Source organism: Klebsiella sp. X13 (genome assembly GCF_003323835.1).
Taxonomy (GTDB): Bacteria; Pseudomonadota; Gammaproteobacteria; order Enterobacterales; family Enterobacteriaceae; genus Klebsiella; species Klebsiella ornithinolytica.
The window spans coordinates 5,032,566-5,046,379 of sequence record NZ_CP030874.1; the positions used below are offsets into that span (position 1 = coordinate 5,032,566).

The following is a 13,814-nucleotide window of genomic DNA, read 5'->3' on the forward strand; positions in this document are numbered from 1 at the left end:
AAGAAGCGAGGTGTGCAGTATAGAGAGCCGCCTGAGCGGACAGAAATGAATTAAAATCATCACAGGTATAGTCTCTGGGAATAATTATGGATATCCGAACGCTGCGCTATTTTGTCGAAGTGGTGCGTCAGCAGAGTTTTACGCGCGCTGCGGAAAAACTTTTCGTCACACAGCCCACGATCAGCAAAATGCTCAAAAATCTGGAAGATGAGCTGAACTGCACCCTGTTGATTCGCGATGGACGCCGGCTCCTGTTGACCGATACCGGTCGGGTTGTTTTTGAGCGTGGGCAGGCGATTCTGGGGGAATTTCATCAGCTGGAATCGGAGCTGAGCGATATTAATCACCTGCACAAAGGGATCCTGAGACTGGGGATTCCGCCGATGGTCGGGATGCTGATGGCAGAACCGATCGGCCTGTTTCGCCAGCGCTACCCGGGCGTGGAGCTGAAAATTGCTGAGTTCGGCGGGCTGACGGTTCAGCAGGCGGTGAGCAACGGCGAACTGGATCTCGCCATGACGGCGCTGCCGGTAGACGAAGACAGCGGCCTGAGCACGCTGCCGCTCTTCAACCATCCGCTGTGCGTGCTGACGCCGAGAACCGAGGCGTGGGAAAACGTTCAGTCACTCTCGCCGGAAGCCCTCGCCGCCCATCCCCTGGTCATTTATAACGAAGATTTCGCGCTGAGCCGGCAGCTGATGGCGCTGTTTACCTGTCATGATGTGAAGCCCCGCATCGCGGTGCGCAGCGGACAGTGGGACTTCCTCGCGGCCATGGTACAGGCGGGCATCGGCGTGGCCATACTGCCGCAACCGATCTGCGAACGTCTCGACGCGCAGAATTTTTGCTGGATACCGCTGCAGAGTGAGTTGCACTGGGAACTGGGGATGATCTGGCGGGAAGGCGTTTATCTGTCGCACAGCGCGCAGGCGTGGCTGGAATGCAGTAAGGCGTTCTGGCTGGAGTGAGTGCCCGGAGGCGGCGCGTTGCGCCTGGCCGGGCGACAAAAACAGTCATACTGAATTCATCGCCCGGCCAGCGTAGCGCCGCCGGGGAAGCGGTACGCTGCTACTGATCTTCGATTAGCAGCGCTTCCAGCAGGTCAAGGTCGTGGAGCAGCTTCTGCAGCGTTTCATTGCTGATCTGCCGGGTCGCACGAAGATGATACAGCTCTCCGCGTTCTGAACGCAGCGCCGCCAGGCGGAACCGACGCTCAAGCTGCTCTTCGAGGATGGAGGTTTCGACATCGTTGCGTCCGTCGACGCGGCGGCGCAGATTACCAATCACCCGCGAACTGACCTCGGTCAGCAGCTGGTTATCAATATTCTCTTTGGTGTCAGCCGCCAGACGCTCCTCCATTTTCTGAATCGCGACAATCGCCACATCTGCCGTCGCCGCGCGCGCCAGCCGCTCTTCTTTACGCTGCTGAACATGGTCGCTCGACTCAATGTGGCGGAGCAAAATCGGTAGCGCAATCACCCCGACAAACAGCGAGAACAGAATCACCCCGGCGGCCAAAAAGATCAGCTCATAGCGGGCCGGGAAGACGTTACCGTCAGGCAGCAGCAGTGGAATCGACAGCACACCGGCGAGGGTTATCGCCCCGCGTACCCCGGCAACGGAGGAGATCAGCAGTTCACGAGTGGTCCACGAGCCAAACTCCATCGGTTTCCTCTTCAGGAAACGCTGGCTTAATTTGCGCATCGTCCACAGCCAGCCAAAACGCACCAGCATCAGCGCGGCGTAGATCAGGATAATGTCGGTAAACAGCATCCAGGTTTCAACATTAGGATCCGCTTCCGCCGCCACCAGCGACGTTGACAGAATGTCCGGCAGCTGCAGACCCAACAGCAGGAAGACCATGCCGTTAAAGACAAATTCCAGCATCGCCCAGGTACTGTTCGCACGCAGACGCATGGCCAGCGGCGCGGTGCGCATCACGCCGGAACGGGTGATGGTCATCCCCGCCGCCACCGCCGCCAGGATCCCGGATACACCGATATGTTCCGCGATCAGGTAGGAGGCAAACGGCAGCAGGAACAGCAGAACAATCTGCGTCGCCGGCTCGTCGCCGCCCCAGCGGCTGAGGAAGCGCATCGAACGACCATACAGCCAGCTCACGACAAACCCGGCGAGGATACCGCCGATGGCGACCTTGAGGAACTCGACCGTGGCACCGCCGACGGTAAAGACCATCGTGCCCATCGCCACGGCGACGGCAAACTTCAGCGAGACCAGGCCGGAGGCATCGTTCATCAACGCCTCGCCCTGCAAAATTCCCATAATTTTTTTCGGAATGCGCCCTTCGCCCACGATACCTGACAGCGCCACGGCATCGGTCGGTGACAGCACCGCCGCCAGGGCAAAGGCGGGAATCAGCGGAATACCCGGCACGATCCAGTAAATGAGGAAGCCAATACCTACCACCGTCACCAGCACCAGCGCCAGCGCCAGCCCGAGGATTTCTCGTCCGTGCTCAATAAATTCACGGGTCGGCGTCTTCCAGCCGTCGGCAAAAAGCAGCGGCGGGATAAACAGGACCAGGAACAGCTCGGGGTCGAATTCAACATGCAAACCAAACGTCGGCCACGCCAACAGCGCGCCAATGGCGATTTGCATCAGTGGTAGTGGAACCTGAAAGGGCAGTACGCGTGTAACCACCCCGGAGAGAGAGACCACGAGGGTCATAATGAGTATGGTGAAGAATATTTCCATGTGTTCCCTGTTTGCTGGGTTTTCTTATTTTATACCCTCAATAATTCGAGTTGCAGGCAGGCGGCGACGCAGGGAATCCCCAGGAGCTTACTGAAGTAAGTGGCTGGGGTGAGCGAGGACAGCCAACGCTCATGCAACTTGAAGTATGACGGGTATACACCGGAGGCGTCATGTCTCTGGATAATACGCTACTCAGATTAACGCAAAAGGAAACAGGATGTGGCTTAAAAATAAAACGGGCGGCCTGAGCCGCCCGCTATTCGCAAGAAAAGCTTAAATAGCCCACCCACCGGCGTAGAAGATCACCAGCGCGGCCGCGATGATAACGGTTCCCAGATTCAGCTTGCGCCACTCGCCGGACACCAGACGGCCAATGACCAGGGCGGCAAAGCCGATCATGATGCCGGTTACGATGTTACAGGTCAGCACAATAAAGACCGCGGTGATAAGCCCGGCCATCGCATCGACGAAATCATTAAAATCGATTTTCGCCACGTTGCTCAGCATCAGCAAACCGACATACATCAGCGCTGGCGCCGTGGCATACGCAGGTACCAGATAAGAGAGCGGGGAGAGGAACAGAATCAGCAGGAACAGCACGCCAACGGTCACCGCGGTGAGGCCGGTTTTGCCGCCCGCCGCAGTACCTGCCGCGGATTCGATATACACCGCCGCCGGCGCCGCCCCGACCACGCCGGAGAAGACGCTGCTCAGGGAGTCGGTGGTCAAGGCTTTACCGCCGTTGATAATCTGCCCGTCTTTATCCAGCAGGTTTGCCTGCCCCGCCACGGCGCGAATAGTGCCGGTGGCATCAAATACCGCCGTCATCACCAGCGCCAGAACGCTTGGCAGAACTACCGGGTTCAGCGCGCCGATGATATCGAGGCTGCCAATCAGCGAGTTGCCTTTGTCGTCGCTCAGCGACGGCATCGCGAAAATACCGGAGAAATGAACGCTCGGGTCAAAAATCAGCCCGACGATCGAAATGCCGATAATGGTCAGCAGAATTCCGCCCGGCACTTTCATTTTTTCGAGACCAATAATCACCGCCAGCCCCACCAGCGACATAATCACCGGGAAGCTGTTGAAGTGACCCAGCGCCACCGGCAAACCGTCCAGTGGGTTTTTAATCACCAGGCCCACGCCGTTGGCGGCGATCAGCAGCAGAAACAGGCCGATACCTATCCCGGTGCCGTGCGCAACGCCCTGCGGTAAATTGCGCAGGATCCAGCTACGAATACCGGTGGCGGAGATAATGGTAAACAGCACGCCCATCAGGAACACGGCGCCCAGCGCAACCGGAATACTGATGTGCTGCCCCAGCACCAGGCTGAAGGCGGTGAACGCGGTCAGCGAAATAGCACAGCCGATGGCCAGCGGCAGGTTTGCCCACAGCCCCATCACCAGAGAGCCTACGCCGGCGACCAGACAAGTGGAGACGAACACGGCTGCCGGAGGAAACCCGGCTTTACCCAACATGCCCGGGACAACAATGACCGAGTACACCATCGCCAGGAAGGTGGTTAAACCGGCAACAATCTCCTGACGAACGGAGCTGCCACGAGCTGAAATTTTAAACCAGGCGTCTAATGAACCGCCGGTACGCGCTGAAGGCGTAGACATAGAAAACTTCCCCTGAAAATTTTAATCGTTCGTCCGTATGCGTGGTGGACCATCCACTGCCAGCTAAACGCGATCTCCTTGTGCGACCTCGCAGCGCCAGGGGGGCTGCAAAAAAGCAAACGTTTAACTCCGCGCATACAATAACGGTGGTCAGAATGTATTTGCTCCCCCCAGAACAGGGATAAATAGCGAGCAAAATACAAAGGCAAACGATTATCCAGCCTTTAGACGGGCCTTTTCAACTGAAGTTTGTGTTAATTCGCTAAATTTTGCTTATGGCGTTCATGAAATAACCAGCCGATGCGCAAACGTTGTCGTCTATGCGCAATCCGGTAACATTTTTGTATTGCGCTGATAGCAATTCACCGCGGTCATCACAAAAATCACTACCTCATTCCGGCAGGGTGAACGGGCCGCCGCGTTCAATCGCTTTCTGCCAGGCCGGACGTTGCTCTATACGCTGCACCCACTGTCCGATCCGCGGCAGATCCTTGATGCCGCCGCGCGCCAGCAGCGCCATGACCGGAAAGCTCATCTGGATATCGGCCATGCTGAGCTGCGCGCCGGCAAACCACGGCTGACGGGAGAGATGATCCTCAATATAGCGAGCGTGCGTGGCGATTTGCCGGTCCAGCCAGGCCTTCTGTACCCCTTTGCCCAGGGCATTGCCCAGCGTGCGCATCCCGAGCGGAATGGGCGGTTTACCGAGGCTGGCAAACACCAGTTTCATCAACATCAGCGGCATCAGTGAACCCTCGGCATAGTGCAGCCAGAAACGGTATTGCAGCTTATCCGCCATCGCCTGCGGTCTGAACCGTTGGTCGCTATCGTAGGTTTCCTGCAGGTACTCCAGGATGGCGCCCGATTCCGCCAGCACGTAGCCGTTATCTTCCACCACCGGGGATTTTCCGAGCGGGTGGATCTGCTTTAACGCCGGCGGCGCCAGCATATTTTTTTCCCGCTGGTAGCTGACAATGCGATAAGGCAACTGGAGTTCTTCAAGCGCCCACAGCACACGCTGGGATCGCGATTGATTGAGATGATGTACCGTCAGCATGGAGGTCCTCCCGTAATTCGTTCAAATTAACTATAGGAACTGACGGCGATTGGCGGAAAAATTTCGCCGAAATAAACGGGTGAAAAAGCCGGGCTGTGCCACAATTAAGTTGTCGGCGCAATCCGGAACCTCCATCAACATCTTGCGCAATACCGAGGTGAGCCGACGTCGGGGGAAACCCTCCTGCGAACGACCAGGATAGTATTAAAGACAAAGACCGGAAAACAACTAAAGCGCCCTGTTGTGGCGCTTTAGTTTTATACGTCATCCTCCAGTAGCCGCGCGCCGGTCCCCTCTTCACCCAGCTTATCTCCCGGGTTGCGCAGCGGGCAGTCGCGTCGCGACAGACAGCCGCAGCCGATACAGCCATCCAGCTGGTCGCGCAGCGCGGTCAGGGTATGAATACGCCGATCAAGCTCCTCCCGCCACTGCGATGAGAGCTGTTTCCACTCCTTCGCGCTGAGGTTATGCCCTTCCGGCAACACGCCGAACGCATCACCAATGGTCGACAGCGGAATGCCGATTCGTTGGGCAATCTTGATGATTGCCACCGCGCGCAGCACATCGCGGCGATAGCGCCGCTGATTACCGGCATTACGCTGGCTGTGAATTAACCCTTTGCTTTCATAGAAATGCAGGGCGGAGACGGCAACGCCGGTACGCTTTGCCACCTCGCCGGGGGTCAACAGCATTTTAATACGGGGGGATTTCTTTTCCATAAAAGCGCTTTACCTCAAGTTAACTTGAGGAATTATACTCGCCCGCAGACAAAACGACGAATCGAGAATTGAGAGAGGCCGCTTTATGTCCCATCAGGATATTATCCAAACGCTTATTGAATGGATTGATGAACATATCGATCAACCACTTAACATTGATGTAGTCGCCAGAAAATCCGGGTATTCAAAATGGTACCTCCAGCGGATGTTCCGCGCCGTGATGCATCAAACGCTGGGCGATTACATCCGCCAGCGCCGGCTGTTGCTGGCCGCAGAGGCGCTTCGGACAACCCAGCGACCGATCTTTGATATTGCGATGGATCTGGGCTACGTGTCGCAGCAGACGTTCTCACGGGTATTTCGCCGGGAGTTCGATCGTACCCCCAGCGATTATCGTCATCAAATTTCCGCCTGAGCGTTCACATGCAAGGGCTGAGCAGCCCGGGATCGTTGGCCAGCCACTGCCTGAACTCCTGTGGCGGCATCGCTTTCGCAAAGTGCCAGCCCTGACAATACCGGACCCCGCGTTTTCGCAGCCAGTTAACCTGGTCCGCCGTTTCGACGCCTTCGGCAACGGTCTTTAAATGCAGGCTGCGGGCCATTTCAATAATATGCTCGGCGATCGTGTAGCTGGTGCTATTGGTAGTGAGCGTATCGATAAACGATTTATCGATCTTCAGGATATCCACGTTAAGCGAGTGGAGATTATACAGATTGGAATAGCCGGTGCCGAAGTCATCAATGGCAATTTCATACCCGGCTTCGCGGAATGCCTGGATGACCGGCATCGTTTTCTGCACGTCAATAAATCCGCGCTCGGTGACTTCAATTTTAATTTGATCGATATTCACCGCATAGCTCCGCGCCTTTTCACCGATTTGGGCAATGAGCCGCGAAGAGTGGAAATCGGTGGCCGACAGGTTAATCGCAATATACAGATGCGGATGCCCGGCCAAAAACTCCCCGAGTTCGGAAAATAACTCATCCACCACGTAATCGGTAACCTGCGCAATCATCCCTTCGTTTTCCGCCAGAGGGATAAACTCCGCCGGCGTCATCACCGGCCCGTCAAATCCCGGCCAGCGCAGCAGCGCTTCGGCTCCGACGCAGCGGTTGTTTTCGATATCGATTATCGGCTGATAATGCAGGCACAGCTGACGCCGATTGAGCGCGCGTTGCAGCATATTTCGCGGCGAATGGTATTGCTGCCGGGTGCGCCACCACACCAGTAAGATCAAAATGCTGCAAATCCCCCCCAGCGGCAGGGTGAGCGTCACCTGATCATAAAAGCTCTGGTAATAACTGGCGTATGAGGTAGACATAATCACGGCGATCGGGCGGATGGCGGAATGAGCCACGGTGTACACCCGGTTACCGTGCCGAAAAAAGGCATCTTCCTGACGAATCAGACCATGCAGTACCGCGGGGTCGGCATTTTTACTGGTGGAAAAAAACTGATTCGTTTTTGTATCGTACAAACCGTAGGATAAATCTTTATCACTCGATATTAACGAACTGTAGGAGAGCGGATTAATAACCGCAATGTAGTGCCCTCGCTGCATATAGTTCATCGCAAAACCGGGATAGAAAGGCGTATCGCGATAGTAGTAGATAGCGATATCCGGCTTTTTTGTATAATTCGCCGGCGGAATACGCCATGCGGTATCGGGGCGGACCGCAGTCGAGCAAAACAAACGCGTACCGTCGGCATAAATTAAATCATCGACATAAAGCAGGCTGCGAACAACCGACAACATATATTGCTGATGTGCGAAAGAGCATATTGTCCCCTTAAACTGCAAGGCTTTTTCACGCGCGCGATCGGCTTCATAAACAACCATTTCCGTTTTCTGTAGCGCCAGTTGTGAAAATGCATGAAGCCGGTCGGAGGTTTCGGCTTTGGCTCTGATTTGCGCAAACCACAGCGCCAGCACGACGGGGAGCAGAACCACCAGCGTCACTCCCAATATTCTCAACACGTTGTGCAATGTGCGACGATTCATTTCCGTTTTTTATCCATACGATATGCCTTATCACGGTAAAAGATCACACTCGTTGTTATACAACAGAGACTATTTTCAGCAACCAGTCGTTTGATGTAAAAACCCCACCCTCAATAATGATGAATAATACTAATTTCGCAGAGAATCGAGAAACACTCTCGGCATTATAAAAACAGTGTCGTTCGCTGATTCGGTTTATCCGTCCGATCGGCAAGAATATGTAATAAAAGCCGTAGATAACGAGCACAAAAAAAGAAACCGGACGCCGCGAAAATCAGGTTGCCTGTTTGAGGTCGCGGTAAAATGCCCCCACCCTCATTATCCACAATAAAAGCACGGCTTTAAAAACCACCAAAAACGCGCATTTTGGGCTGGTGAATAAAACAGCAAATGTGATATAGTTCACACAACTTGATGAAACAAGAACAATGTTTCATTATTCTCCTGATTGCCCGTAGATAGCCAGAGCGCCACGTCATCGTCAGTCTCGCCAGGTTGTCAAAGGCAGCCGATTTTCTTTGAGGATGAGGTTGATGGCTTCCATAACTACCAGTGTCATACTTTTGCGCTGGCCGCTGGTGAGCGCGGTTCTGATGTTTTTGGCCAGCTCGATGAACATTCAGCTACGCAAAAGTGACTATGCCGGTTTAGCCGTTATTTGTAGCTGCATCGGCCTGGTGGCGGCCTGCTGGTTCGCCACCGGCTTGTTGGGGATCACGCTGCTGGATATCGCGAAAATCTGGGGCAATATCAAAGACGTCATGATCGAAGTCATGAGTCAGACGCCCCCCCAATGGCCGATGGTCATGACCTGATAATAAAAAAGCTTCCTGCGGGAGGCTTTTTTATTTATCGGCAAAGCCTACTCGCAATCCTTTGATATTTTAATAAATTTATCATTATAGATAATGTATTTATTCCCAGGCTGGCGCAGCGCCGCCTGGCGAACCACATCTCCTGGCCGTAAGTACCAGGCCTCACCCTCTTCTTCGGTTGCATCGCATCCCGGCTTGATCAGCAGTTTAAACCAGGTATTGCCGCTGTTGCTGACGCTTCCCGCCTGCCGATCGAAGGCCCATTTGAACTGCACCTGCCGCGGGCGTACCACCATAATAGTTTCCATCACCACCACCGGATCAATACCTACCGATCCACCGGCCGCAGTACGGCCAATGCGGTTTCGGGTGGGAATTTCGCGAAACGAAACCCGGTAATAACGTTCACGATTATCCTGCGGGCCATGATAATAAAATTTAAAATATTCCCCTTGCCCGGCCTGCAAAGTGAGCTGACGCGGGGCAAAGAGCAGTTCGCCATCTGCCGGACGAGAGCGAACCTCATTACCTCCCGGCCGGTCTATCCCGACGACGGAAATCTGATAGAGCCGCGCGCTCGGGTTGTTATTCAGTACCCGTTTGGCGACAAAGCTCTCCTCTGCGCCCAGCGAAAAGGTTAAATTACCGACGGAAATCGCCAGGCCCGCCGTTGGTAGGCCCAGGAGCAGCAACCACGCGACGGTCTGGAGCAGGTTAATTAATATTGCGCCATGTCGCCTGAACATGAATCTCTCCTGAAGCACTCACTTCACCAAACCAGCCATCGTCATCTACCGTTCTCAACGAAATACTGTCGTTCATCGGGATGGAAAATTTCACCGTCGTCTTGTTCATCACGCCAATATCGCCGGAAGCATCTGTCCACGGCGTCGTCAGCCACAGCGCATCCGTCATATCGCGCCAGCTGTCATCACAGCCGGCATCATAATTTTTGGTCGTTCCGGTCTGGGTGGTAAACGTCAGCAGCCCGGGGAAAGGCACCTTTGTCACCCCGTCCGCAGAACTGAACAGGCAATATGAACGCCCGGCGATCGACTGCGACGGGCCGGTCACTTTGATCAGGACTTCATCGGCGGCGGTTTTTCCGCTGGTGGTGACGATATAACCAAAATCCAGTGACGGCTGCCCCGCCCCGACATACCCTTCGCGCGACGGCGAACTGCTGTACTCATCGGAAATAATGCTGATGCTGAAATCACGCGGTTTGATAATCAGCGAGTTGGAGGTAGAAAACTCATACCAGCCGGACTCCGGCGAAGTGGTGTTCTGGAAGCGGAAATTAAACAGATCCTTGGTATTAATATCACTGATACCCAGCGCCACCATCTGCTTAAAGAAGTTGCTGGAAAAGAAGATGTAGACCGAATCCGAGGATTTCATCTCGTTAAACGTATAGTAGTAGGCATTGCTGCTGACCGGTTTCCAGCTGTTACCATCGAGGCTGAACTGCATATCATAGATATTCACCGCCGAGGTCAGCGACGTGTTGTTAATCGCCGGGAAAATATGAATCGAAGTGTTGCTCAGCCCATTATGCTGTAACGCATAGTTGACCATCTTGCAGCTCAGACCGCTACGGGTACCAATCGTCTGCGCGCGACAGTTCGAGCTGCCCTCGCCCAGCGTCGGGATCCCATCGCTATTGATAAAGACTTCGGTCAGAGAATGGGTGTTAATCAGCTTTAAGTTTGCCGCTTTAGTATGGGTCACTTTACGCACGTACCAGGCGCCGGAGGCCTGATCTTTGCAGCGCGCTCCGCTGCTTGCATCGTAGGAGACGGAAGTCTGGCAGGCGTTGATCGTCATCGACATGCTGCCGCCTACCGGCATCTGCTGCAGATACTGGTAGAAAGCGTCCGACATCATGCCGTGCATCCATTTTTGTCCACCGGAGGTCACCGTCACACCGTAAAAGCCGTTCGCATCGGTGACCTGAGGCAAAATCAGACTGGTCGCCATATCGCAACCGGCGTACCAGTTGATGCAGCGCAGCCCGCTCAGGGGATTCGACACCGGCGAGTTTTCCAGCCACATGTCAAACTTCCAGTTGGCATTCAGCCCGGTGTTATAGCCGTTATCGATATAGCCCAGACTCTGCTGGTAGATAGTGCCGCTACCGGTATATTTCAGCCCGGTCCAACGACTGGCGCCGGTCATGCGCGGATCCAGCACGCCGCCCGGCGTGGCGAAAAAGTTATCATCGGAGTTGTTTTCCACAAAAACAAACTGCACCGCTGCCGCGTCCGCCCAGGTTGTTTTCGTTACCGCCGCCTCTGCCCGCACCGCGCACAGCGCGACGATAAACAGGCTTACCAACGGGAACCACTTAGCTTTCATGACCTTCTCCTGCCTGCTGCGCGCTGGCGTAAGTTTTCAGACCCGTGCAGACGACATCGCCGACCCACACCGCCCCGCGCGCCTGACTTATCTCAAGCCCGACTTCACAGCTTTGGTTATTGCCGTAGGTGAAATCGATGGTGGGATATTTTTTATCCACGTCCATAACGAATCCTCCGGTGTTATCGGTACGGGTCCGGCCAATATGGTTATTGATGTGTGCATTGGCCAGCAGCGTTCCATCTTCGGCGCGGATGCGCCCGGAAACGGTCACCATCTGTTTCACTTCCGGCTCGATCACCGCCACGTTGCCCGGGTAGAGCGTCAGACTGCTCTTGCGGTTGCTGACAATGTCGTAGCTGTCGATTGAGTTCTTACTGTTTTGCAGCTCGACTTCGTAACGGCTGTACGGCGAAAGCGGCAGATAATTGCGTTTGCCGGTCAGCTGGATGACCCGTCCGTTGACCCTGGCGCTCAGCTTGCCGTCATCATCGAGATCGGTGTTAAAAATCACGCCGGCGTTGCCATCGGTGCGTCCGCTGGCGGCAATATTTCGCCCCTGCCAGCCGACGCTACCGCTGGCGGTCAGGTTGGTATTCACATAGCCGTCAGCGCCGCTGTTAATATTGAGGGTGCCATTGGCATAGCGGGTATCGAACTGGGCATAGCCGCCGCCGCTCAGCGTTTTGTCATCGCCGGTATCACCGGAGATCGCCCGCGAAATATTGGCCCCAAGGGTACGTACCACGCCCTCATCAAACTGTTTACGGGCGGAAAGGTTTGCCATCGTATAGCCGTTCTGGTGGGTCATACCGGCGCTGAACCAGTTCCCCAGGGGGAGTGAGAAGTCGAGCGCGATATATTTCCCGGTACTGCTACTGCTACCGCCGCCGCCATTATTGAAGCGCTGAATACCGGCACGCAGGCCCAGCGAACCGAAGGCCCCGCTAAAGAGAGTCTGATAATAATCCGCCGTGTAGTAATGGCTGTTGTAGCGACGGTCATCGTTGTAGCTAATGCTAAAGGTCCCCAGCTTTGACCACAGCGGGTTCAGGTTAAGGGTTCCGCCAATCGCCCGGTTGTCGGCATCGCTGCGCCGCAACCTGTCGCCAATAATGGTTTTTTCCTGGTTAACCCAGACGGTGCTAAAACCGCCGGGCAACGCGGCGCTGATGCTGCCAATGCTGCTCCAGGAGCTATCGCTGGCCAGCATATTTTGCAGGTTAACGTTGACAGACTCCGTCAGTGGTACGGTCAGACGCGTCTCGGCGACGGCATTGCTATCATAACCGTAGCCGGTTGCCGCCCAGCTGAGCGTGCCCACGGAGCCGGATGTCGACGCCCCTGCCAGCCAGCTCTCTTTTGCCGGTTTGCTCTTCTTGCCGCTCTCTGACCAGCGATCCATATGGAAGCTGCCGCCCCACACCTGCCAGGCCAGCGGTGCGCCCGCTCCGCGCCCGCGACTGAAGAGTTTATTCACCCGCTGAGTACGCTTGCTGACCACCCGGCCATTGACGATCACCTCAACGTCCACATCATAAATGCCATATGGCAGGCCCCGGGTGTCCACTTCGTGGTTACCCATCACGAAGTTCTGTACGCTCAGCAGACGCCCGTCGCGCGACAAATGCACTTCACCCGCGGCAGGCAAGAAAGCCACGATCGGCGTGACCGATTGTGAATTATCAAACACCGTTGAGCTGGCCTGGTTTCCCCAGGATGCGCCGTAGATTTTCCCGGCAGAAATGGCGGTCATCGGTCCAAGCGACTGTAAATTCCACGTATCCAGCATCCCGCCGGCAAAGCGATGCCCGGCGAAATCACGCTCATACATGGCCTTATAAATTTCGCTATCCTGATTGCTGGTTCCGGTGCCGTAGAGCGACCCGTCCAACACAATATGGTGCTCGCGCAGGGAGCTGACGCTGTTTAACGACAGATAGCTGGACGTACTGTTGCCCGCGTTACGCATCTGGTTGTTATAGACGCCGAGGTTATAGTTCAGACTGCTGCTGATGCTGTTAACGCTGGACTGGCCGATATCTTCACTGCGCGAGCGCAGGACGGTTCCCAGCGCTTCTCGTTTCACGACCAGTTGCAGCAGCAGTTGCCGCAGGCTGAGCTGCAGCTGCGCATCGCGGGTGAGCGCGATGTGTAAATCGCTGTTGAAGGGTTCATTCGCCAGTTCAGTCAGCGTTTTTCGGGTTTGTTCGCTCACGCTGGCGTTGTCACCGCGCTCTTCCAGCTGAATATGACGGACGCGAAGCGTGCCGGCATCCAGCCAGATAAACGCACTGCCAAGCCGCTGGTCGTCCTGCGTCCCCGCACTGCCTTCCAGGTGAAGAAACAGTGGAATACTCATTCCATCCTGTAGCGCCTGGCTGAATGCCTGGGGAATCACCACGCCGCCAATTTGCTGCACCTGCTGCGGAGCAGCATTCACACTAAGCGGAAGAGTAAAAATGGCCATACCACAGGCAATGAGCGTTTTCAGCTCAGGTGAAATCCGTCGTAAAGGCATAAC

The 13,814-nt window shown here is 55.3% G+C and carries 11 protein-coding genes; 3 read left to right on the forward strand and 8 right to left on the reverse strand.

Features of this window, described 5'->3' with window-relative positions; genetic code table 11:
* The first annotated feature begins 86 nt into the window (after window positions 1–86).
* Window positions 87–968, forward strand: coding sequence for a LysR family transcriptional regulator (locus DSD31_RS24010; protein ID WP_004856526.1), 882 nt, complete (start codon window positions 87–89; stop codon window positions 966–968).
* Between the two features lie 100 nt (window positions 969–1,068).
* On the opposite strand, the gene DSD31_RS24015 is transcribed toward DSD31_RS24010, so the two are convergent.
* The 4 genes from DSD31_RS24015 to soxR form a co-directional block, all read right to left on the reverse strand.
* A complete protein-coding gene (locus tag DSD31_RS24015) occupies window positions 1,069–2,715 on the reverse strand; it encodes a Na+/H+ antiporter (RefSeq protein WP_004856523.1) in 1,647 nt (548 codons plus the stop codon).
* Window positions 2,716–2,988: 273 nt separating this feature from the next.
* Window positions 2,989–4,338: an NCS2 family permease gene (locus tag DSD31_RS24020; protein WP_004856522.1), complete on the reverse strand. Its 1,350-nt coding sequence runs from the start codon at window positions 4,336–4,338 to the stop codon at window positions 2,989–2,991.
* A gap of 391 nt (window positions 4,339–4,729) precedes the next feature.
* Window positions 4,730–5,395, reverse strand: coding sequence for a glutathione S-transferase family protein (locus DSD31_RS24025; protein WP_064359436.1), 666 nt, complete (start codon window positions 5,393–5,395; stop codon window positions 4,730–4,732).
* A 257-nt stretch (window positions 5,396–5,652) separates the two neighbouring features.
* Window positions 5,653–6,114: a redox-sensitive transcriptional activator SoxR gene (gene soxR / locus DSD31_RS24030; protein ID WP_004856518.1), complete on the reverse strand. Its 462-nt coding sequence runs from the start codon at window positions 6,112–6,114 to the stop codon at window positions 5,653–5,655.
* 85 nt (window positions 6,115–6,199) lie between these two features.
* Between soxR and soxS the strand changes: the two genes are divergently transcribed.
* Entirely contained in the window at window positions 6,200–6,529 is a 330-nt protein-coding gene (gene soxS / locus DSD31_RS24035; protein ID WP_004856516.1) for a superoxide response transcriptional regulator SoxS, read from the forward strand.
* A gap of 4 nt (window positions 6,530–6,533) precedes the next feature.
* Here the strand turns inward: soxS and DSD31_RS24040 are convergent, their stop codons facing one another.
* Entirely contained in the window at window positions 6,534–8,117 is a 1,584-nt protein-coding gene (locus DSD31_RS24040) for an EAL domain-containing protein (RefSeq protein ID WP_113991352.1), read from the reverse strand.
* A gap of 533 nt (window positions 8,118–8,650) precedes the next feature.
* Between DSD31_RS24040 and DSD31_RS24045 the strand changes: the two genes are divergently transcribed.
* A complete protein-coding gene (locus DSD31_RS24045) occupies window positions 8,651–8,932 on the forward strand; it encodes a YjcB family protein (protein WP_004856511.1) in 282 nt (93 codons plus the stop codon).
* A 47-nt stretch (window positions 8,933–8,979) separates the two neighbouring features.
* On the opposite strand, the gene DSD31_RS24050 is transcribed toward DSD31_RS24045, so the two are convergent.
* From DSD31_RS24050 to DSD31_RS24060, 3 genes are read right to left on the reverse strand one after another with little or no spacing between them, the layout of a single operon-like run.
* Window positions 8,980–9,678 carry a fimbrial biogenesis chaperone gene (locus DSD31_RS24050; RefSeq protein ID WP_004856509.1) on the reverse strand — a complete coding sequence of 233 codons (699 nt, stop codon included), beginning with the start codon at window positions 9,676–9,678 and terminating at the stop codon, window positions 8,980–8,982.
* Entirely contained in the window at window positions 9,647–11,290 is a 1,644-nt protein-coding gene (gene ecpD / locus DSD31_RS24055; RefSeq protein WP_004856507.1) for a fimbrial adhesin EcpD, read from the reverse strand. The genes DSD31_RS24050 and ecpD overlap by 32 nt, the downstream gene beginning before the upstream one ends.
* Window positions 11,280–13,811, reverse strand: a complete 2,532-nt coding sequence (locus tag DSD31_RS24060; RefSeq protein ID WP_004856505.1) for a fimbrial biogenesis outer membrane usher protein — start codon at window positions 13,809–13,811, stop codon at window positions 11,280–11,282. Before DSD31_RS24060 ends, ecpD begins: the two co-directional genes overlap by 11 nt.
* Window positions 13,812–13,814: the final 3 nt, after the last annotated feature.